This is a genomic window from Micromonospora sp. NPDC023633, assembly GCF_040640035.1.
Taxonomy (GTDB): Bacteria; Actinomycetota; Actinomycetes; order Mycobacteriales; family Micromonosporaceae; genus Micromonospora.
This window is the reverse complement of the sequence record NZ_JBFABB010000076.1, coordinates 12,806-34,279: the sequence shown is the minus strand read 5'-3', so window position 1 is coordinate 34,279 and position 21,474 is coordinate 12,806. Positions and strand designations below refer to the sequence as shown.

The 21,474-nt window shown below is 67.6% G+C and carries 16 protein-coding genes and 6 pseudogenes; 5 read left to right on the top strand and 17 right to left on the bottom strand.

The features are described 5' to 3' along the window. Positions 1-154: 154 nt before the first annotated feature. The 7 genes and pseudogenes from AB0G13_RS22425 to AB0G13_RS22395 all read right to left on the bottom strand — a co-directional run bounded on the left by AB0G13_RS22425 (position 155) and on the right by AB0G13_RS22395 (position 6,292). Positions 155-967: an SAM-dependent methyltransferase gene (locus tag AB0G13_RS22425; protein ID WP_357877273.1), complete on the bottom strand. Its 813-nt coding sequence runs from the start codon at positions 965-967 to the stop codon at positions 155-157. A gap of 371 nt (positions 968-1,338) precedes the next feature. Next, positions 1,339-1,527 (bottom strand): annotated as a pseudogene (locus tag AB0G13_RS22420) (hypothetical protein); the annotation flags it as partial. A gap of 89 nt (positions 1,528-1,616) precedes the next feature. Then, positions 1,617-1,772, bottom strand: a complete 156-nt coding sequence (gene amcA / locus AB0G13_RS22415; protein ID WP_357877270.1) for a multiple cyclophane-containing RiPP AmcA — start codon at positions 1,770-1,772, stop codon at positions 1,617-1,619. Between the two features lie 441 nt (positions 1,773-2,213). Further along, positions 2,214-3,100: pseudogene (locus AB0G13_RS22410) on the bottom strand (phosphotransferase). A 7-nt stretch (positions 3,101-3,107) separates the two neighbouring features. Further along, a complete protein-coding gene (locus AB0G13_RS22405; RefSeq protein ID WP_357877258.1) occupies positions 3,108-3,506 on the bottom strand; it encodes a hypothetical protein in 399 nt (132 codons plus the stop codon). A gap of 1,156 nt (positions 3,507-4,662) precedes the next feature. After that, positions 4,663-5,727: pseudogene (locus AB0G13_RS22400) on the bottom strand (IS481 family transposase). A 124-nt stretch (positions 5,728-5,851) separates the two neighbouring features. Next, positions 5,852-6,292: a hypothetical protein gene (locus tag AB0G13_RS22395; RefSeq protein ID WP_357877255.1), complete on the bottom strand. Its 441-nt coding sequence runs from the start codon at positions 6,290-6,292 to the stop codon at positions 5,852-5,854. Between the two features lie 230 nt (positions 6,293-6,522). On the opposite strand from AB0G13_RS22395, the pseudogene AB0G13_RS22390 reads away from it, so the two are divergent. From AB0G13_RS22390 to AB0G13_RS22380, 3 genes and pseudogenes are all read left to right on the top strand, one after another. Beyond that, positions 6,523-6,624: pseudogene (locus AB0G13_RS22390) on the top strand (helix-turn-helix domain-containing protein); the annotation flags it as partial. Between the two features lie 127 nt (positions 6,625-6,751). Then, positions 6,752-7,069: a hypothetical protein gene (locus tag AB0G13_RS22385; protein WP_357877252.1), complete on the top strand. Its 318-nt coding sequence runs from the start codon at positions 6,752-6,754 to the stop codon at positions 7,067-7,069. Between the two features lie 69 nt (positions 7,070-7,138). After that, on the top strand, positions 7,139-8,254 hold the full coding sequence (locus AB0G13_RS22380) for a MerR family transcriptional regulator (RefSeq protein WP_350685774.1): 1,116 nt from the start codon (positions 7,139-7,141) through the stop codon (positions 8,252-8,254). Positions 8,255-8,618: 364 nt separating this feature from the next. On the opposite strand, the gene AB0G13_RS22375 is transcribed toward AB0G13_RS22380, so the two are convergent. Further along, complete coding sequence (locus AB0G13_RS22375; protein ID WP_357877249.1) at positions 8,619-9,134, bottom strand: hypothetical protein; 516 nt, start codon at positions 9,132-9,134, stop codon at positions 8,619-8,621. A gap of 221 nt (positions 9,135-9,355) precedes the next feature. Continuing rightward, complete coding sequence (locus tag AB0G13_RS22370) at positions 9,356-10,108, bottom strand: SDR family oxidoreductase (RefSeq protein ID WP_357877267.1); 753 nt, start codon at positions 10,106-10,108, stop codon at positions 9,356-9,358. A gap of 209 nt (positions 10,109-10,317) precedes the next feature. Between AB0G13_RS22370 and AB0G13_RS22365 the strand changes: the two genes are divergently transcribed. Beyond that, positions 10,318-11,049 (top strand): hypothetical protein, encoded by a 732-nt coding sequence (locus AB0G13_RS22365; RefSeq protein ID WP_357877246.1) that lies wholly within the window; start codon positions 10,318-10,320, stop codon positions 11,047-11,049. A 449-nt stretch (positions 11,050-11,498) separates the two neighbouring features. On the opposite strand, the gene AB0G13_RS22360 is transcribed toward AB0G13_RS22365, so the two are convergent. The 5 genes and pseudogenes from AB0G13_RS22360 to AB0G13_RS22340 all read right to left on the bottom strand — a co-directional run bounded on the left by AB0G13_RS22360 (position 11,499) and on the right by AB0G13_RS22340 (position 14,487). Continuing rightward, the gene (locus AB0G13_RS22360; protein WP_357877243.1) at positions 11,499-11,696 is read right to left on the bottom strand and encodes a hypothetical protein; all 198 of its coding nucleotides are present in this window, start codon (positions 11,694-11,696) and stop codon (positions 11,499-11,501) included. Between the two features lie 362 nt (positions 11,697-12,058). Then, positions 12,059-12,583, bottom strand: a pseudogene (locus tag AB0G13_RS22355) (IS3 family transposase); the annotation flags it as partial. A gap of 14 nt (positions 12,584-12,597) precedes the next feature. Further along, positions 12,598-12,732 (bottom strand): annotated as a pseudogene (locus tag AB0G13_RS22350) (IS3 family transposase); the annotation flags it as partial. A gap of 145 nt (positions 12,733-12,877) precedes the next feature. Further along, positions 12,878-13,237 (bottom strand): transposase, encoded by a 360-nt coding sequence (locus AB0G13_RS22345; RefSeq protein ID WP_357877240.1) that lies wholly within the window; start codon positions 13,235-13,237, stop codon positions 12,878-12,880. A 527-nt stretch (positions 13,238-13,764) separates the two neighbouring features. Beyond that, positions 13,765-14,487 carry a helix-turn-helix transcriptional regulator gene (locus AB0G13_RS22340; protein WP_357877264.1) on the bottom strand — a complete coding sequence of 241 codons (723 nt, stop codon included), beginning with the start codon at positions 14,485-14,487 and terminating at the stop codon, positions 13,765-13,767. Between the two features lie 104 nt (positions 14,488-14,591). Between AB0G13_RS22340 and AB0G13_RS22335 the strand changes: the two genes are divergently transcribed. Next, positions 14,592-15,683: an IS630 family transposase gene (locus AB0G13_RS22335; RefSeq protein WP_357877237.1), complete on the top strand. Its 1,092-nt coding sequence runs from the start codon at positions 14,592-14,594 to the stop codon at positions 15,681-15,683. A 197-nt stretch (positions 15,684-15,880) separates the two neighbouring features. Here the strand turns inward: AB0G13_RS22335 and AB0G13_RS22330 are convergent, their stop codons facing one another. The 3 genes from AB0G13_RS22330 to AB0G13_RS22320 form a co-directional block, all read right to left on the bottom strand. Beyond that, positions 15,881-16,156 (bottom strand): hypothetical protein, encoded by a 276-nt coding sequence (locus AB0G13_RS22330; protein WP_357877234.1) that lies wholly within the window; start codon positions 16,154-16,156, stop codon positions 15,881-15,883. 480 nt (positions 16,157-16,636) lie between these two features. Continuing rightward, positions 16,637-18,259, bottom strand: a complete 1,623-nt coding sequence (locus tag AB0G13_RS22325; protein ID WP_357877231.1) for an amino acid adenylation domain-containing protein — start codon at positions 18,257-18,259, stop codon at positions 16,637-16,639. A 49-nt stretch (positions 18,260-18,308) separates the two neighbouring features. Next, entirely contained in the window at positions 18,309-21,425 is a 3,117-nt protein-coding gene (locus AB0G13_RS22320; RefSeq protein WP_357877228.1) for an AMP-binding protein, read from the bottom strand. Between the last annotated feature and the right edge of the window lie 49 nt (positions 21,426-21,474).

The window sequence follows — 21,474 nt, the reverse complement described above, 5'->3', positions numbered from 1 at the left end:
ACGACATCCGCAACGCGGCCACTCTGCTGAGCCGGCATTCGCTTGACCGAATCCGGCCAAGCGTGAATAGACAAGATCAAAACGCCCAGTTAGACGCTGTTTGTTCGGGATCGACTCTTCAGTCCGCAGCCACGCCACACAGTGGAAGATCAAGCTAGGGTTTGCGGGCAACGCCGGCCCAGTAGTAGGCAGCGTGCGAGTCGGCGGGCTCGCCGTCGTCGGGTTGCCAGGCCATCACCGGCACGAGCCCCGGTTCGACCAGCTCCCAGCCGTCGAAGAACCGAGCCACCTCCTCGCGGGTGCGGGGCACGAGGGTCATGCCGCTATCAGCCGCCGCGGCGACGCCTGCCGCCATGGACTCGGGGTTGAAGTCGCCGGTCGGATGGGTGATCGCCACGTAGCTGCTGGGCGGGAGGGCGTCCATCAGCACGCGTACCTTGCGCCACGGGTCGTCGGCATCGCCGAGCAGCATCAGGATCGCAACCAACGTCAGCGCGACCGGCTGGTCGAGATCAAGTGTCTCGCGCAGCGTCCGATGATTGAGGATCATCTCCGGCTCACGCAGGTCGGCGTGGATGTACTCGCTGCGCCCCTGCTCGGTGCTGACCATCAGGGCCCGGGCGTGGGCCAACACGATGGGGTCGTTGTCGACATAGACCACTCGGGTCTCGGGAGCGATTTGCTGAGCGATTTCGTGCAGGTTCGGCCTGGTCGGGATGCCGGTGCCGATGTCGAGGAACTGCCGAACACCGGCCTGGCCGGCCAGGTAGCGGGCCACGCGGTGCACGAAGTAGCGGTTCTCGGCAGCCATAGACCGGATCGTCGGGATCGCTGCCACGAGGGCCTCAGCGACGGCGCGGTCAGCGGCGAAGTTGTCCTTGCCGTCGAGCCAGTAGTCGTAGATCCGTGCCGAGTGCGGCACGCTGATGTCGATCCTGGACGACGCAGTCTGCTGCTGATCTGCCACAGCCTCATCACCGTCCCGCACGGAAACCTCCCACTAATGACACAGCCGTTCGGCGAGCAGCGCTCAGCCTAGCCCGAAACGGACACCGACCGTAGTCCCCAATGTCTGGCGAGAGCAACGTTCGGCGGGCGCTCAACCCACAAGGCGGGGGCGAGTCGTGCGCGGCTGCGGTGGAACGGCGGCCGTCACGGGCTGAGGCTGAAGTTGCGCGACGGCTTTGGACGCGGGTTCCTGGACGGATGGCCGGCAGCTCGGCAATCTCCTGCACTCGTGCCACCGTGATGCCGGTGCGTTGTTCCACCGCCACCACCGCGTTCGAGCTGCTCAGCCGGGACCTGGACGTCACCCTGGTCGGACCACGGACCGGCGACCAGATCGTCGATCGCGTCATACAGGCAGCTGGCCAGGTAGAGAAAGAGGCTAACCAGGTTGTGCCTGTACTCCGCTAGAAGGTCGACCTTCGCCGCGCCGCATGGCCACGGCTGGCCGCACCGCCGGCAGCGCCACAGCGGACGCATCGGCAGGTGCGGTCGCGACGGCTCGTCATGGGCCGTCACCATCGACCGCCGGGCAGAGCCAGCGGGCGCAACGGGCAGATGTGCCAAACGCACGGACGGGTCGGCCTCGGCGGGGCAGTTTCGGTCGCTACTCATCGGAAATCGCGTTCCCGCGTGTGCCGCTCGAACACGATTCGCCAGGCGTGCGTCAACAGCGGCGGGTCGGCTGGTCCCGGCCGTATCGGCGGCGCTACTGCCACGCGGTCTCGCGGGAGGTCGCTCATTCTTGCGTTACGCGAGATGTACATGGTCACGGCTGGCCCCCGGTCGGATGTGTGCGGTGGGCTTGCCGCCATGGCGACAAGCCCACCGTCCTCGGCCGGCGGCTGGGAGCAGACCGTCGGTCACCCATCGCCGCAGCCCTGCTGGCGGTACGTGAACGGGGAGTTGCCCGTACGGCCGACGGGATGCCGGGCGCGAGCACTTGCCGGTGCATCGGTCGCATTCCGACCTGTCGCCGTAAGGCACGTCCATCTGGATCTCCCTGGCGTGACATTGCCGCTGGCCCGCCAGCGCGCCATGAGGGTCAGGATGATCCTGAAGCGTTCCGTCGACGTGTTCTTGACGTCCACGATCGCGGGCGGCACCGGCCGGAGATAGACCCAGCGTGGTGGGTCACGGTGGGCCTCACCGTGGCCGGCTTGGGCAACGCGAAAGGACAGGCGGTGCCCGACCCTACGAGACTCGGTTCAGAGGATCTGCCAGCGGCGGAGTTCCGCCCCGTCGTCAACGAGGCCCGCGATCCGGTGGTGCACCTCGTTGGCGGCCTCGGTTCCGGGCCGGGACTCGCGAGCGTTGGTCGCGATCATCTGCAGCTCACGAAGCTGGCACAGCTCCTCGAACCCCGGCCAGGAGGTGGCATCCCAGCCGTAGGCGGCGGTGAAGTCGGCGAAGGCATCCGGGCCTGGCGGGTCGAACCGGCGGCAATGGACAGCGACCGTGGCGATGTCCCACTCCCGGGGTCCGAGGGCGACGCCGTCCCAGTCGGCCAGTACGGGCGTGCCGTCGAAGCGCCGGAGCGCATTGCGGATCTGCGGATCGGACTGGATCATGCTCGTACCGACGGGCAACCGCATTGCTTCTTAGCTGGCGGCCAGCGTCTCGAGCCGACCCATCAGCAGATCTTGTTCCTTACCGTTCAGAATCTCCGAACGGATGACGGACCGCTCGATGCCGTGGAGCGGTCGCAGTACCGGCAGCGGCACCGGCGGAGCGGGCAAGGCGTGCAGGTGCTTGAGAAGGCTTCCGAGCTCGGAGACGGTGATGGGGTCGTCGTGTGCCGGGTCCAGACGCTGCCAGACCGTAACGGCGTGTCCGCCCACCCGCAGCGGCTGGGACAGGCCCGGGTGAAGGCCCACCGTGGGGAACCCCAGGGCCACCAGCCAGTCGACCACGGCCACCATCCCGCGCACCCGTTCCATGTCATGGTCGCCGGGGGGGCGATCTCGACAACCATGTCACCGACCGCGTAGACGGCGTTGGTGTGGTGCCGTAGCAGGATCGCGTTCGAGTCGGGGTAGCCAAGGAGACGACATACCTCGGCGAGCACCGGCCGGGTACGCGCCTCGACGAACATGGGGCTCCTAGGGACCGAGTGCGGCTGTGGTCCCAAGACTACGGGCGCGCTCGCGGCCCGCCCGCACGTAGTCCGTCAAGGCGACCTCACCGCGCCAGTTCCCCTCAGGTATCGCCGAGGCCACGTCGGTGGCCCTGGTCAGGATGATTTCCGTCCGCTGTGTCTCGGGCAGGTCCGCGACGGCATCGCGGGCGGTCGCCGCCGCTTCGGTCGCCCGCCGGTCCCGCGCAAGGCACATCGACCGGTCCAGGGCGATGAGCGCCACGTCGATCGGTACGGCCGGAGCCCCGCCGTAGAGCCGCAACGCCTCGTCCTGGACCCGGTACGCCTCCACCGTGTCACCGAGCCAGGTGTACGTCCCGGAGAGGTAAAGCAGCAGACGCTTCGCCGGAAACCTGAACGCCACGCGGTGTCCTCGTCACCGGCCTGGTCGAACATCCGGCGTGCCTGGTCGATGGCCGACCGCGCCTGCTCGCTTGCCCCAACCCGGACCAGAGCCCGCGCCCGGCCCGCCGCCGCCAGAGCACCCGACGGCGAGGCGGTCGGAGTCACCGCCAGCGCCGCCTCAGCGACAGCAACAGTCTGGTGCGGATCTCCGAAGTAGTACGGCAGCATCGCCGCCTGGGCCCGCACCAGCACCCTCAACCGGGCCTGCCCACTGTCATCCGCAGCATGGATCGCCGTGCGATACCACCGCCGGGCCTCAGCCACATCACCCAGCCGCATCAACGCATCGGCGCACATCGTCGCCACCAGCGCCGCCACCCCCGACAACCGGGCCTGGACCGCCGCCGGCTGCCGCCGACGTGACAGGACCTGAACCTCCCGGCAGTCAGCGGCCAGCAGCGACAGCATCACCTGAGGCGAAGCAGACGGATACACCCGCATGTGCTCACCGGCAGCTTCCTCGATCAGATCCAGATGCCGCAGAGCGACACTCGCGGACGCTAGGGCCTCGTCCAGCTCCAGTCGGAGCCGAGCAAGACCACTCACTTCCATACTGGTGCCCTCACCGGCCAGCGACCGGTCCGCCCCGCCGCCCGCACCGGACGAACTGCTGCCGTCCCGCACCGCGCTTGCGTCCTCGTCTTGACCGAGCCCCATGGCCGGACGCGGGATGCCCAGGCCCACCGCGATCCGTTCCAGTACCTCGTAGGCCGTGACCTGCCGGACGCCCTTGGCGATCTCCGCGGCGCGGTTGGGCGAGACGCCGACGAGAGCCGCGATCCTGCCATAGGAGACACCGCGAGCATGGAGAAACCGGACGACAGCGGCCACGTCTCGCCGCCGCAGGAACTCGCCGATCGGCCGACCGTTCCAGACTCCCGAACTCCACCACTCGGGATCCACGTGCACGCCCACGACCACCCCGTCCGGACGACCCTTCCACCGACCAGCAGCTCAGCGCATTCGCCGCGTGACAGCAAGTCAACAGGCAGGCCGAAGTCGATGAACATCCACCACAGAATCGAGGCACGCCGCAGCGCCCGGAACTTCACGATGGGCCCTCACGGTGACCAGGCCACAGCGAGATCAGGCATACGCGAAAAGACGAGGCATGATCACGACCACAAACGAGCCGCACCCGGAGACCCTGAACAACCGCCAGCGTCCGCGGCAACGCCACCCGTCCACCGGAAGCCGCAACAGTCCAACCGCTCCCGAGCACCCACCGAGCACCGGACGGCGGTGTGGGGTCGGTGGTGATTGTAGTGGTGCAGGAAGGCCGGTAATGCCTTCCTGCGGGCTTGTTCGGAGTTGTAGAAGCGGGCCAGGGCCCAGCCGTCGGTCAGGGTGCGGTGGAAACGCTCGACCTTGCCGTTGGTCTGGGGCCGGTAGGGGCGGGTCTTCTTCACGGTGATGTTCAGCTCGTGGCAGGCGTCGCGCCAGGCGAAGGACTTGTAGGCCGAGCCGTTGTCCGACAGCACCCGCTCGATGGTGACACCACGTGCGGTGAACCACGCGACGGCGTTGCGGAGCACGTCGACGGCGGTGGTGGCCCTCTCGTCGTCACGGATCTCGGCGTAGGCGACGCGGGAGTGATCGTCGATGACGGTGTGCACGAATGCGGTCCCGACTTTCGGTGCCCAGTTCTTGCCACGGTTTCCTGTGCGCACGGCCGGTGGCGTTGCGGTGGCGGCGCCCCTGGAAACGGCCGACGTAACGCCAGCCGCCACCGTCGGGGATGTTGCCGTACTTGGTGACGTCGACATGCAGCATCGCGCCCGGATGCGGGTGTTCGTAGCGGCGCACGGGTTCACCCGTGACCCCGGTCGATATGGCTGAGCCGGCTGAGGCGGCAGCGCACCAGCACGGCGTGCACGGTCGAGGCCGGCATGCCGAGGCGCCCGCCGATCTGGACCGGGCCGAGGCGCTGCTTGCAGCGCAGGTGCACGACCTTGCGGAGCATGGGCTGCGGTGTGCGTGTCGGACTGTGGCGTGGGCGTGACGAGCGGTCCTGCATACCGTCAACGCCCTGCTCGCGGTAGCGATCTGTCCAGCGTTTCGCGGTGCGCCAGGAGACGTCATAACGCCGTGCTGCCTGGGCGACCGGCCAGCCCTCGTCCACGACCAGACGCGCCAGCCGCAGACGTGCGCGAGCTCAGAGCAGCATTACGGTGGAGCATGAAGGCCTCCTGGTTGCCGGAGCGGTTCCTAGACAGCTCCACTCCACAACCGGAGGCCTTCGTCATCACGTCTATCTACGTCGTGTCGTCACACGACCTCAACCAACCTGCCTGGGCAGTACACCTAGGGAAAGTCCAGCTCCGCCGTCACCGGCTGGAACAGCTCGGCCGCGCGCTCCGGGTAGTGGCGGTCCAACTCGGCCCACCAGGCCGCATGGCGTACGAGGAACACGTGTGTGTCCGAGTAGTACGAGTCGCGGACGAGTCGCGCGTCGTACTTCGGAGCGAGGATCCGGATGACGGCACGGATCGTCTCGTACCGGTTGGCCAACGTCCCCGGCAGCGTCACTCGGTGGGAGATCCCGTTGTAGGTGATGGTCAGCCCGTCGTCGGTGTGTTCCGATCCCAGTTCGTCGCCTTCGTCGAGGAATCGGCCGAAGTCCCAGACGACTTCGGTGTCGTCCGCTCGCCAGTCGATCACAGCGGTGATCCTGAAGTTGCCGAGGTAACCGTCCACCTGTTCGGCGTCGCCGTCGATGAGGACCCTCTCGATGATCTCCGTCACGGCATCGGATACTAGTGCCTCGTCTTTGAACGTTGATCATGTAATCCGTCGGTTCTGAGGACTCGTCGGGCAGGCTGTCTCTCATCGTTCACGGTGGGAGGTGGTAGCCGGTGGGCAGACGGCCGGAGGTGTTCGTCCGGCAGGTGTCGATCACCGAGGGTCAGCGGTTGCAGCGGATCACCCGGACCGCGAAGGACCCGGTGAGGCTGCGCCGGGCGATCGTGGTGCTGATGTCCGCCCAGGGCCAGCCGGCCCCGGACATCGCCCACCTGCTAAAGACCAGCGAGGACTACGTCCGGGACGTGATCCACGCGTTCACCGAGCGGGGGTTCGACGCGCTGGACCCAAAATGGAGCGGGGGCGCACCGAGACGGATCGATGAACAGACCCGCGACTGGATCTGCGTCATCGCCCGGTGCGACCCCCCGCTTCCTCGGCAAACCGTTCTCCTGCTGGTCTTTGGCCAAGCTGCGCGACTACCTCATCGACGCCGGTTACGTCACGACGATCAGCGTCGAGACGATCCGGCGGATCCTGCACGAACGCGGCGTGTCGTGGCAGGCCACCAAGACCTGGAAAGCCAGCACCGACCCCGACTTCACCACGAAGATGCGCCGGATCCTGGACCTCTACGACCACCCACCCGCGCACGGGCGGGTGATCTGCGTCGACGAGTTCGGACCGCTGAACCTGCAACCCCGCCCCGGCAGAGCCTGGCGATCCCAGGGACAGCCGGCACGGCTGCGGACCACCTACATGCCCGCTCATAGCCGATGAGCGGAAACTCGATCATGCCAGCAGCGAAGTGTTGCTCCTCACGCGGCGTCATGCCACATAGTCGGTGGCGTGGAGGAGCACCTGACCGTGGGGCGTGTGGCGGAGTTGGCCGGCGTCAGCGTCCGCACGCTGCATCACTATGACGAGATCGGCCTCCTGGAGCCGTCCACGCGGACCGCGGCTGGGCACCGGGCCTACTCCGCTGGCGATGTGGAGCGACTCCGGGAGGTGCTCGCCTACCGGCGGCTCGGCTTCGGATTGCGGGAGATCGCGGATCTGGTTGACGATCCGGCCACCGACGCAGTCGCGCACTTGTGCCGGCTGCGCGGCCTGCTGATGGACCAGCGCGACCGCGCTGCTGCCATGGTGACGGCCATAGACAGGGAACTGGAGGCACGAGCAATGGGAATCAGGACGACGCCAGAGGAGCAACTGAAAGTGTTCGGCGCGCAGTTGTACGACGCCATCGGATCTGCTTACCCAGCAACGCGGCGCACCGAGCCGCGGATCGCCGCGCGCATTTGGGATGCGCTGGGGGACGCCCGAACGGTGCTGAACGTCGGGGCCGGCACCGGCTCCTACGAACCACCCGACCGCGACGTCACGGCGGTGGAACCGTCGGCGGTCATGCGGGCGCAGCGTCCCCCGGGCGCGGCGCCGTGCGTGGCCGCCGCTGCCGAGAGTCTGCCGTTCGAGGACCAGTCCTTCGACGCCGCGATGGCGGTCAGCACCGTCCATCACTGGCCGGACCCGGTCGCCGGGCTGCGTGAGATGCGGCGGGTGGCCCGCCGCGTGGTGGTGTTCACGTACGACGCCGACGACACCGGCTGGCGTCAGCGGTTCTGGCTCACCCGCGACTACCTGCCTGAATTCGCGGACCTCCTCGTCGGCTGGCCGACCCTGGCCGACCTGACCCGCGCGATCGGAGGACGCGCGGAGCCGGTGCTCGTCCCCTGGGACTGCGCTGACGGCTTCTTCGAGGCACACTGGCGCCGGCCTGAGGCATACCTGGACGAACACGTACGCCGCGCGGTTTCGGTATGGACCAGAGTCGGACCGCAGGCTGAGCAACGGGCAGTCAACACACTCCGCGAAGACCTTTCCTCAGGCCGGTGGGCCGAACGCAACCGCGACCTCGTCGCCCTCGACACCGCAGAGCTCGGCCTCCGCCTGCTCGTAGCCTGAACCACCGTGCGCGAGAACGCCATCGCGCAGCTGACCTACCGCGATCAGTAATTGCGGCCACGGCGACGCTTGGCCTCCATGTCGCACTCGACCTGGAGGTCATCGCCGCGCAGGTCGAACGTGGACCAGTCGGTCCAGCCCATCGGCGGCATTCGGGTGCGACGCGAAGATCCGGTGCACGCTCATGCCGCCGTCCGTGCGCGGCAGTCGGCCTGGAGTCATCACACTCAGTGGCGGGCGGCACCCCGAGCCGGCAGCACCCGGAACTGCCGATGAGCGCGCACGGTTCCTTTGTGATAACCGCACTGGCATCGATGGCGACGCTCGATGGTCCGGCCGGACGCCAATGCCGGGCTAGAGCACACTATTCCTGGACGAACAGTTTTCCGATGTACAGGCTGCGATCAAGCCTGGGAACGTTGTCAAGCAACTGCTGCCGACCGTACGAAAGAAATCCTGTCAGGGCTTCCAAGAGCTCGGGCCGGTCCACCTGGTCCAAGCAGTCCGGTTCGGGGTCCGCGAGCCGGATGCCATGGTCATCGCAACGGTACGGATCGATGGCAGCAACCTCGACGCGATCGCCAGTCACGGGGCGGAACTCGACGACATCGGCCGCCTCGGTGAAGGTCAGCGTGTACGCCCTATCCGCACGCAGCGCAGTGATCAGCCGTGCGACGCAGACGAGGAAGTCGAACAGCGGGACGAGGCGGCGAGGACCTATGACGCACGTACTGGACAAGGCCAGCGTCACGTACGAGCGGAAGACCATGTAGTGCAGGTCCGTTTCACTCAGTACGTCGCCTGACCCGCACTGCGATGGCCTAAACAGATACGGAGACGAGGGCTCGAAGTCTGTGTCCTCAGCAAGGATTGCGATCATGATCGCGCGAGTTCCTCAAGGCTAGTTGGGGCTCGGCGGTGTCCATTCTCGCCGAGGTGGGACATCAACGTCGAGGCGTCATTGGGTCGCCGAGCATACCGCGAGCATCACAACACCATGATCGGATGCGCGCTCATGCCGCGATCCGCGCGCTCATGCCGAATTGAGTGGTTTGTGGGCGCCGGGATCAAAACGCAGGATGATGTTCCCGCCTCCAACGGTCAGACCGCGAATGGACCGCGTACCGTCACTCCGCCGTCGACTACCAGACTTTGCCCGGTCACATAGGACGAAAGCGGCGAAGCCAGGTAAACGGCTGCCGCAGCGGCATCGCGCGGTGCGCCGAGCCGGCCCATCGGGATCTCGGGCACTTTGCCGTCGACATGCGCAGACTTCGCTGCGGCCGTCGCGATGGCGCCGCAGGCCACGACGTTCATGCGTATCGCGTCGGCGGCGTACTCCGCGGCTACTGTCTTGGCGAGACTGGCCAGGCCGGCCTTGGCAGCGCCATATCCGGCCTGCATGGGCGCGGCCATGACCCCGGTCACCGAACCCACACTGAGGATGGATCCGCCGCCACCCTGAGCTAGGAAGGCGCGGATTGCGGCGCGGGCTGCCCGTACGACGTAGCGCAGATTCATCTCATATGCGAGGTCCCAGTCGTCGTCGCTCATCTCATGCAGCCGCACCGCGGGGACGAACGCGACCTGGCCTCCGACGACGGTGACGAGCGTGTCAAGCCGTCCGAAGGCGGCGATGGTCTCGCTGACAAACCCGTCGATGGCGGACTGAGACCGCACATCACCGGCGAGCGCGACGGCTCGGACGCCGGATCTCGCCAACTCATCTGCGGCTTCGCCGGAACGTTTCGGATCGAGGTCGGCGACGGCGACCGCCGCGCCGGCTGCGGCGAATGCTCGCGAGATCGCGCGTCCGATTCCGTCGCCTCCGCCGCCAATGATCAACGCGTTCATGCCGTCGAGTGGTCTGGCGAAGTCGTTCACGGTCGGATCTTCCCACACCACCAGGCGATCCGGCGTCAACGCACTCTTCTGGCAGACCGAGCGCTACGGAATTGATCGCTGGTAGTAGGCGAGTTGCCCACCGCCGAGGTCACCCAATCCGCTGCGGGTCGTTTCGGCGGTGAGATTAGCCTGTGCCTGGTCTCGACCAAGGGAAGGTCATGATGCTGGACGACGTGCGCGTGCTGCGCAGTGCAGTGGAGGGCTACCGAGCGGCGGCGGCTGCCGCCGGTGTTCCCTGGCTCGATGAGGACGACCGGATCGGCGGGATGCCTGTCGATGTGCTGTGCCGGGTCTTCGACGTGGACCGCATCGCCGAACAACCGATCTGGCTTAACACCCACGGCTTGCCGTATGGGCGGGTCCTGCCCAGCGGCGCGTATCCGCTGCTGTTGACCAAGGCCGACGACTTGCTCGGTTACCTGTCCTTCGCGGTCGGGATCCCCTTCCACTGGCGGCACCAGCTGCCAATGTTCATGTACGAGCACATCGTTTTCACCTTCGTGCTCGCCGGCGACAACGAGGGGGAGGTCTGGCGCTACCAGATCGGCGCCGACGACTGGAACCCGGTTCGCGCCTCCCCGAGCCTGGCCTCGCTGTTCACCGAATGGACGAACGGGTTCACGGCAAACGTGTACTTCCGCTCACCGTACGACAGCTGGCTCCATGTCGGTGACGGCGAGCACGACGAGCGCGACCCGGTCGACGTGCTCTTGGAACGAGGTCTCAACCCCTTCGCCTTCCCCGTGGACATCTCGCAGTACTCCCATAAGGATTTGCTCCGTGCGCGGCAAATGGAGTGCGGTGTCGACGTAGACCGTGCCGACCAACCCGAGCGACAGGAAGAACTGCTCGATGCCATCGAAGCGGCTCTTGTGTCTCTTCGCAGGTGACCCGGCGCCGTCTGCCGAGGCGGCACCTCACCGCCACCATGACGAAATCGGGCAACCAGACGCACGCGTCTGGCGCCGATAGCGCGGATGCTGCTGTGAACCGGTCTCCCAGGCTTGGCGGCGACGACGTACTCCTGGCCCGCGATCTGGCAGCCTTCGTTCGCGTCCTGCACCCCGTGGCGTCTGGCAAACCGGGACACTTCGCATCAACCTCGGCCAGCGCGGATACATCCGGTCGGACTTGACCGTCAGCGATAAGCCCCGCGGCCGACTTCCAGCCGCCGGTCGGGAGGTGATCGACGCCGCTCCGGCTCGCCAAGATCAGGTATACGCTCATGCCGCCGAGCGGGCGCCCACGGCATGTGTTGGAAGAGCCAACAGCGCCCCGGCGCGGTGTCGTGCAGATCGGCCGCGCCCACATCGTCATGTCGCCTGCACTGCCAAGATGATCAGTGGCCGGCATCCTGGTGGAGCGTGTTGCGGGCGCGGACAGCAGCCTCCAACCGTAGGCCAGTACCGACGAGGACGAGCAGCCCAGCGAGGATGAACGGACGGTTGCTGGCGGTCCCGAGGGTAAGTACGGCGACGGGGAGCCCAACCGTGATGGCAGCGGTGCCGACGTTTCGAAGCGTGATGGTGACCAACACGCCGCTGAGTGTGCCAGACACTTGCTCGTTCCCCGTCCGGCGAGATCATCAGGATCTACGGCAGAGCGCGTTGGGGCTTGCCACGTCAAACGAGACCTGCCGATGGTCCAGGAGCTCGGTCCACAATCTCGCCGGGCTACGCCCGGACCCGGACCGGGCGAGAATCGGGATCCGGATGCGAACAACGACGCGAACTGCGCCTGAGTCAGATGCCATGAGCCTGCGCGACGCTGAGTTCCCCCCGCTTTGATGGAGCGGTGGTTACCTGCTGCCGGCTGGCGCAGGGGTGGCAATAGTTGGCTCGGCTGGGTCGTGTTGGCGGGTATGCCAGGCGGTCTCGTACTCGTCAGGCTGAGGTAGCCCAGCTCGCGTTGGATGCGGCGGGTGTTGTACCAGCCGTCGATGTAGGCGAAGATCGCGTTTTCGGCCTCGTCGCGGGTCCGCCAGCTCGTGCGGTATACGAGTTCGATCTTCAGCGTCGACCAGAAGTTCTCCATCAGCGCGTTGTCGAACGAGTCGCCGACGGAGCCCATCGAGGGCAGGATTCCGTTGTCCTGTAAGCGTTCGGCGAAGCGGAAGGACGTGTAGTTCGACGCGCGGTCCGAGTGGTGGATCAGCTGGCCGTCGCGGACGTCGCGGGACCAGATGCCGTATTCGAGGGCGGCGAGGATCAGGTCGGTGTCGCAGCGGTCGGAGGTCTTCCACCCGACGATCCGGCGGGAGAACGCGTCGCGGACGGCGGCGAGCCAGAACACGCCTTCGCCGCAGGGGATGCGGGTGGCGTCGGCGACCAGAGTCGGTTCGGCCCGGTCGCGGTGAACTGCCGGTTGACCAGATCGGGCGCCGGCGTCGCCCGAGGGTCCTGTCGCGTGGAGCCGCCGCGCCAGCCGCGGCGAAGAAACGCGCCCTGCCAGCCCTGGTCGGCCATCAGCCGTTCCACCCGCTTGCGGCCCACGCGAATGCCGTCACGGCGTAACTGCCGATGGACCCGATCCGCGCCATAGGTGTGCCCGGACGCCTCCCAGATCTCGTGGATGTTGGAGATCAGGCCGAGGTCGACCAGGTCACGGTCGCAGGGCTGTTCGACCTGCTTGACCCACGCGTAGTACGTCGAGGCGCCGATGTTCAGGACCGTAGCAGGACCGCGACCGCGAACTGGTCACGGTGTTCATAAATGAACGTCATGACCGTCGCCGGGTCGGGTCGAGCTCCGCCGCGAAATACGCGCTCGCCGCTTTCAGGATCTCGTTCGCCCGCCGCAGCTCGGCGACTTCCTTGCGCAGCCGCCGGTTCTCCTCCGCCATCTCGCTGGTGGGCCGATCGGCGCGCTCACCCGCGTCGGCCTCGGCCTGACGGATCCGGTTCCGCAACGCCTCGTGATGCACACCGAGCTGTTCGGCCAGGCGCCGGATCACGAGCTTCGGGTCCGACTCGCGGTACAAGCGCACAGCGCGCTGGCGTAGCTCGTCGGGGTACTTCTTCGGTGCTGCCACGGACGACTTCCTCCCCACGGCCATCAGATCATGATCAAGAAGCTCCATGAAAGCGGGGGTAGCTCAAACTGTCGGCTCCGCCTGAAAGCTGGATCTGGCTCTGACACACACTTTATGAGTGATCTTGATGATGGCTTTCAGTTGGCGTTGACAAATGAGGTGGCCCGTGACCGCGCGAAGTGGGCCACCAAGTAGCCAGGCCGTGAAGCACCGATCGTCAGGCGGGCGACCTGCGCCTTATGTCTCGGGAAGTTGGCCCCGCCGCAGGCCACGGAGGACCGCTGGTGCCAGATCAACCGGACCGGACATGAGCCAACCGACACCCCGCCGGGTGTTCTCGACCGCGCCCGGTCGAGATTGGCGGCTAATGGCCATATCTTGCTCCGAAGAGGTCACCAAGGCGAAGGGCCGGGTCAAGGCCTGGCTGATCACGACATCCATCATCAGGTGCTGCTCCTTGATCAGGAGTTACACCGTTCGTTCTACAGTCGCGGGACAGGCTGGCTGTCAGGTGTGCTACCCGAGGGTCTGGCCATAAAACGTCGATCGGCGCGGCGGTGGAAGTCACAGGGTGGTTAGCCCTCCTGCTCGTGGAGTCTCGGAGCGGGGGTTTCGTCGGTCCAGGAGGCCAGGAACCGTAGGGCGTCATGGGTGGGGCTGCCGGGTGGGGCGATCCAGATCACGAGCTGTTGTTCGGTGTCGTTGGCTTCGACGAGGGTATCCCAGTCGAGAACCAGTTCGCCGGCTGTGGGGTGGATCAGGGTTTTGCTGCCGGTCGTCAGGCTCGCGACGGTGCGGGCGGCCCACCAGGTGCGAAATTGGGGGTCTTGCACGGACAGTTCTCCGACGAGCCCGGCCAGGCGGGGGTCGTCGGGGTATTTCGCTGCTTGCATGCGTAGTTGCGCGACCGCGGTTCTGGCGACGGATTCCCAGTCGGCGTAGAGGGTGCGCATGGCCGGATCGGTGAACAGGATACGCACATAGTTGCGGTGCTTTTCCGCAACTTTGCCGAAGTCGGTGATCATGGTCGCTGCCAGGCGGTTCCAGCCGAGGATGTCCATCTGGCGGCCCATGACGATCGCGGGGGTGGTGGTGAGGTCATCGAGAAGACGTTGGAGCTGCGGCTGGACTTTCTGCTTGGTTTGCCGGGGTGCGCGGGTGGAGTGCTTGCCGGCGAGGCTGAACAGGTAGCGGCGTTGGTCCTCATCGAGTGTTAGCACGTCTGCGAGGGTGTTCAACACGGGGGTGGAGACGTGGATGCGTCCCTGCTCTATGCGGGTGTAGTAGTCGGTGCTGATCGATGCTAGTGCCTCGTCTTTGAACGTTGATCGTGTAATCCGTCGGTTCTGAGGACTCGTCGGGCAGGCTGTCTCTCATCGTTCACGGTGGGAGGTGGTGGCCGGTGGGCAGGCGCCCGGAGGTGTTCGTCCGGCAGGTGTCGATGGCCGAGGGTCAGCGGTTGCAGCGGATCACCCGGACCGCGAAGGACCCGGTGAAGCTGCGCCGGGCGATCGTGGTGCTGATGTCCGCCCAGGGCCAGCCGGCCCCGGACATCGCTCACCTGTTGAAGGTGACTGAGGACTACGTGCGGGACGTGATCCACGCGTTCAACGAGCGGGGGTTCGACGCGCTGGACCCAAAATGGAGTGGGGGCGCACCGAGACGGATCGATGAACAGACCCGCGACTGGATCTGCGTCATCGCCCGGTGCGACCCCCGCTTCCTCGGCCGGCCGTTCTCCTGCTGGTCCCTGGCCAAGCTGCGCGACTACCTGATCGACGCCGGCTACGCGACGGCGATCAGCGTCGAGACGATCCGGCGGATCCTGCACGAGCGAGGCGTGTCCTGGCAGGCCGCCAAGACGTGGAAGGCCAGCACAGACCCGGACTACACGACCAAGCTGCGCCGGGTCCTGGACCTCTACGACCACCCGCCGGCCGATGGGCGGGTGCTCTGCGTCGATGAGTTCGGGCCACTGAACCTGCAACCCCGTCCCGGCCGTGCCTGGCGCCCGCAGGGCCAACCAGTTCGGCTGAGGGCCACGTACACCCGTGACCAGGGTGTGCGTCACATGATCGCTGCCCTCGACCTGGCCACCGGGCGCCTGCATTACCGCATCCGTGACCGCAAACGCTGGCGCGAGTTCCTGAGCTTCCTCAAGACCCTGCGTCGCCGCTGGCCCGACCAGCGGCTCTATCTGGTCGTGGACAACTTCTCCCCACACAAGCACCCCGAGGTCCGTGCCTGGTGCGCGGCCAACCGCGTGGAGCTGGTGTTCCTGCCGACCTACGCCTCCTGGCTGAACTGGATCGAGGCCGAGTTCGCCGCCGTGCGGTACTTCGCCCTCAACGGCACCGACCACCGCAGCCACGCCGAGCAGGATGCCGCCATCGGCGACTACATCCGCTGGCGCAACCACCGCGCCAAACCGAAATCCGGATTCGCCACCGGCTCCAAGATCCGCCACCCGGATTACCCGTTCAAGGCTGCATGACGAGGCACTAGTAGTCATAGCGAAGGGACTCGTGTCCCGGCTCCCAGCCCTCGGAGACGAGTCGACACCCACGGTCCGCGCCGGAACACTCCGGCGCGGACCGTACGTTAAGTCCGCACCGCGCGGTGCGCCGCTCGTGGCGGCGTTACAGTAATCCCGATCGACCGGATCGCCGACCAGCGGCCCTGCTGCATGGCTCAGCGCAGAGGTGCCTGGCCGTGATGCGCGTCGCTGTGGTCGAGCGTTTGCCGGATGGCCCGTTCGAGGACGGAGGCCACCTGGTCCTCCGGCCAGGAGGATTCGGCTTCCGCCTCAGCCCGCCTTAGGGCCGCACCGAGACGTACGGGATGAGTGGTCTGAAGAACATGCGCAAACTGTGCTTCCAACTCCTGCAGCCCGAAATCGGCTTCGTGCGTTTCGTCGCGAACCGTGAGTCCGTCCTCAAGGCATTCCGGGTGGACCTGCTCGGACATGGAACCTCCGTGGAGTCACCTGTGTGGCCGCGCTTGCACCCGACGGCCCCGCTGGGCTCATTGACTCAATCGTCGTCGCGCAAGGGTGTGCTCAAAAATCACCCATAGCGCTGACAGCTTAATCCGGTCTGCGGTCCACCGCTCGCCCTCAAGTCCCGCGGGAGAAGCGCGGTGAGGAAGACCCATACGTTACCCATACGTGGGCATCGCAGCCGTTGACCTGCTCGCCGCCCAGGCATCACCCCTTCGCAGGCGATACGGCGTATCGAGCAACTGGCGTACGCGAGACAATGGTTCTAGCCGATGATTAGGCAGTTGGGGGGGTTGGGCCGCTCGCGCACAGAAAACTGTCCGCGGGACCCAACCCACACTTGTCCACGTCGAAAATCGGCGCGCCGGGATGAATTTGCGGTGCCGCAACTACAAGGAGGCATCGCACATCCCGACCAAAAGCAGCTTCGGCCGTTCTTTAAGCTTTTGTCAGTGGCCGGCGGCCGCCCTGGAAGCCGACGCCGGGGAGGCCGTCTCCGGCTGGCGCGCAACCGGCCGCGCGGTCGCGGCGGCGAGCGCCGCCCGGTCGAGTTTCCCGGACCCGGTGAGTGGCAGTTCGGCCAAGAACTGGTAGCGGTCCGGCACCATGTACCGCGGCAACACGGCCATCGTGTGCTCGCGTAGCGCGGCGACCGGTTTAGGCGGCGCGTGCTCGGCCAGCACCACACAGGCCACCAGGAACTGAGCACCGGCCGGAGTGCTGACGACCGTGACCGCAACATCCCGGACGAAACCGTGTGTACGGACCACCGCCTCGATCTCGCCTAGCTCGATGCGGTAGCCGCGCAACTTGATCTGCTGGTCGTTGCGGCCGAGGTACTCGAACGACCCGTCGCGCAGCCGACGGGCCAGGTCCCCGGTCCGGTAGTAGCGCGCCGGTCCGTCCGGGCCGTTCAGTTCGACGAAGCGCTCCGCGGTCAACTGTGGCAGCCCGAGGTAGCCCAGGGCGACGCCTTCCCCGGCGACGACCAGCTCACCGACCTCACCGTCGGGCACCGGTCGCAACTGCGCGTCCCGAATCTCCAATCGCAGGTGTGGCAGTCCGTGTCCGATCGGCGAGCGCACCGGGCCGGTGAGGTCCGCCGGGGTGAGGATCCGGTGCGTGGCGTACACCGTGGTCTCGGTCGGGCCGTACATGTTCACCGCCGTGGGCGGGGTGCCTGGGAAGTCCCGGAGGAAGTTCCGCACCACGTCGAGGTCCACCGGTTCACCGGCGAAGACCAGGTAGCGCAGGGTCAACGGAGGGCGGCCGGCCTCCTCATAGGCTAGGGCGACGGAGCGGAACACCGAGGGCACCTGGCCCAGGACAGTCACCCCTTCATCGCCGAGGAGCCGAACGAGATCACCGGGCGACTGGGCCGCGCCGGTGGGGATCGTGACTGCCGTCGCGCCGGTGGCCAGGGTGGCCCACAGCTCCCAGACGGAGACGTCGAAACTGAACGAGTGGAACAGCGCCCACCTGTCCGAGGTGCTCACGTCGAAGAGGGGCAGGGCCGCGCGGAGCAGGGCGAGAACGTTCCGGTGGGAGACGACGCAGCCCTTGGGTCGGCCGGTTGACCCAGAGGTGTAGATGACGTACGCCGGATCGTCTCCAGCCAGGGTGGGTTCGGGCAGCGATCCCCCGCCGTCGTCCCCGGTCGGCTCGACGACCCGGACGTCGGCGACACCGCACGCCTCGGCCAGCGCGGCCGGGGCGATCACCGTCGCGATCCCGGCGTTCTCGAGCAGGTAGTTGAGCCGGTCTCGCGGATGCAGCGGGTCCAGCGGTACGTAGGCAGCGCCCGCCTTCATGACGGCGAGGATGCCAACCGCCACGGTCGCAGACCGCTCGAGCAGGACCCCCACCAGGTCGCCGGGGCGAACCCCGGCCTGGCTGAGCCGCGCGGCCAGCAGATCCGAGGCGGCATCCAGCTCGGCGTAGCTGATCGCGCGTCCGCCATCGATCACCGCAGGAGCCGCGGCCCGCTCCTTGGCCACCAGTCGGAACAACTCGGGCAGGGTGCCGGCGGCGGCCAGGTGGTCGCCGTCGAGCAGGTTCGAAGGGTTGGTCATGGCTGTTGCCGCCTCCAGGAGCTTGCCGCAGGATCGCGTTTCGGTAGGTTCAGTACTCGGCCGCGTGGCGGATCCGCTCGGCGAGCGTCGCCGCCAGTTGGTGCGTGAGGTCCTCGGTCACCGCGGTCGTTTGGGTGTTGACGACGACGTTCAGTCCACCGTCACCGACCGGCCAGACCTCGGTCTGGATCTCGGCGGGGATGCCGAGGTAGGGCAGGCGGTGATGGGTCGCGGGAACGTCCTGCGGGCGGAACTCCGCCCGCGCGTTGTCCTGCAGCACGAAGATGTTCTGGAACAGCGGCGAACGAACGGTACGCGCCGGGTTGACCAGCCGGACCGCGTCGGCGAATCCCACGTCCTGGCAACCGAACGCCGTCCGCACGGCCTCGGCGGTACTCCGCGCAGCGGCCGGTCCTCGCCCCAGGGCCGCCCCGCGCATCCGGACGCAGACCATGCCGACGTGACAGCCGACCGAGTGCTCGAGGACAGGATCCATCCGCTGGACCACCGGCACGCCGACCCCGATGTCGTGCTGGCCGGTCAGGTCGGCCAAGGCCGCGCCGTAACAGGTGAGCAGGGCCGTGAACAGGGTGGATCCGGATCGCGCAGCGAGGTCCTGGACCCCGCGGACCTCGGTGGCGGTGAGGGCCACCTCGACCCGACGCACGGCCGCAGGACCGCCCGCCGTGGCGGGCGGTAGCGCCAGCTCCGGAATGCCGGACAGGGTGGTCCTCAGTCGGGCGTACTGCTGCTCCAGGTCGACCATGCGGAGATGCCGGTCCCGGATCGAACGCACCTGTGCGGGCGTCGGAACCGGCTGCCAGTTGGGCGCGGTCCCGGCGGTCCGTGCCCGGTAGGCCCGCTCCAGGTCCGCGGCAATCACCGATTCCGACCAGCCGTCGAAGGCGATGTGATGCACCACGTACCCGAAGACGGTGACGTGTGGGCTGGCCGGGACGAGCACCGTACGCCAGATCTGACCGGCGGGCAGGTCCAACGGTCCGGCCAGTTCGGCGCGCACGGCCGCGAGCGCCGCCGGTAGGTCGGGCTTGGCCGCGAGAACCTCCAGCCTCGGTGCGGGCGACGGGCCCGGGAGCAGCTGGCCACGTCCCCGTTCGCTGACGTAGCGGGAGTGCAGGGCGAAGTGGCGGTGGTGCACGTCCACGACCGCACTGGCCAACGCGGCCACGTCGAGGCCGACCGGCAGCTCCCAGGCGGTCAGGCAGTACGCTGACCGGTCTGCCGGGTCCAGCAGTTGCCGGGTCAGAAATCCCTCCTGGGTGGCCGTCAGCGGCACCCCGCCGTCCTGCGCCGGCTCGCCGTGCCCGACCGGCTCGACCGCGCCGAGGTCTCGGTGGCGGCTCAACCACACGGTCAGCTCCGCGACGCTCGGATGAGCGAGGAACACCGAGACCGGTACCGGCACGCCCAGCCGGGCGCCCAGCCGGGCGCAGATCCGACCGGCGCCCAGCGACGTGCCACCCAGCGCCGGGAAGGCGACGTCCACCGGTACGTCCGCGCGTTCCAGAACCTCGGCGAAGACCTCGGCAATCTCCTCGGTCAGAGAGACCGCGGCCGAGGGCCGGGACCGGCCGGGTCCCCCTTCCGCAACAGCGGGCGTGGCCAGCCGGGCCAGCAGGGCCCGCTCGTCGAGTTTGCCGGTCGGCGTGAGCGGGATCCGGTCGATGCTCACCAGGGTCTGCGGCACGTGGTACGCGACGAGCGACGAGCGCAATATCTCCATCGCCCCCACCAGCGGATCACCTGACCTGGTTGGCACGCAGAACGCCGCGAGCCCTCGTACGCCACCACTCTCGTCACGCACCGGGAGGAGCGTGCAGCGCCGCACGCCCGGCAGCGCCGCCTCGATCTGACGCTCCACCTCGGCCGGCTCCACCCGGTTGCCCCGGATCTTCACCTGCCGGTCGGCGCGGCCGTGGAAGTGCAGCAGCCCTTCGCCGTCCCAGCTGGCCATGTCCCCGGTTCGGTAGACCCGCACCGGTCCGCCGGGGACCGGCAGGAGTGTGAACCGCTCCCCGGCCGGTCCCCGCGGTTCAAGGTAACCCAGGGCGAGACCGGCACCGGCTATACAGACCTCACCCGGCTCTCCGACCGCGCAGAGCCGGTCGCCGTCGACGACGTACACCTGAGTGTCGGCGACCGGCCCGCCGATCGGGACGCCGCCGGGTCGGTCGCAGTCCACGCGGCGGACCCGGTGCGCGGTGGCGCAGACCGTCCCCTCCACCGGGCCGTAGATGTTGACCAGGGCGGTCTCCGGGTGACGCTCCAGGAAGCGCGCGGCATGCGGGACGGACAACACCTCGCCGCCGGTCACCACCTGACGCACCCCGTCGAAGGCGTCCAGTCCCTCGTCGACCGCAAGGGTGAAGAGGCTGCTGGTCAGGAACACGGCGTTGACGCCGTACCGGCCGACCAGCTCGCAGAGCAGCTGCGGCGTCAGGTACGGCTCCCGCACGACGACCGACGTGCCGCCGGTGAGCAGCACCGACCAGACCTCGAGCGAGTAGCCGTCCCAAGGCACCGCCGCGGCCTGCGGCAGCACGGTCCCCGGCCCGAGGTCCATGAAGCCGTCCGGACGGAACAACCGCGCCGTGGCCCGGTGCGGGGTGAGGGCACCCTTCGGTTGGCCCGTGGTACCCGACGTGAAGAACACGCAGCACGGGTCCGACCCGTCAACCTCGACGGCGCGGAACCCGGTCTCCTGCCCCGCCACCGTGGCCAATCCGCCGGTGGGCGGGAACCAGGCCGTCACCTTCCGGTCTACCGCCGTGTCGTCGGCGATGCCGACCACCACCCCGGACCCGGTCTGGGCCAGCACCTCCGCCACTCGCGACGACGGCCAGCTCTCGTCGACGAGCGTGTACGCTGCACCGAGCTTCAGCACCGCGAGCATGCAGGCGACCAGTTCCGCGCTGCGGGAGAGCCGGACCGGTACGAGGTCACCCCGGCAGACGCCCTCAGCGGCGAGCCGCATGGCATACCAGTCGGAAGCCCGGTCCAGGGTTCGGTAGCTGATCGCGGTGTCACCGTCGATGAGGGCGACGGCTTCGGGCTGCCGGTCGACGACCGCCGCGAAGATGCCGTGCACGCTCTCGCCGTACGGGTAGGGGCGGGCAGTGTCGTTCCAGCGCGGATCGGGGAACATGGGGCCTTCCTTGTGTCGCCGGTCGGGTTCTCTGGTCGGGCCGGTCTAC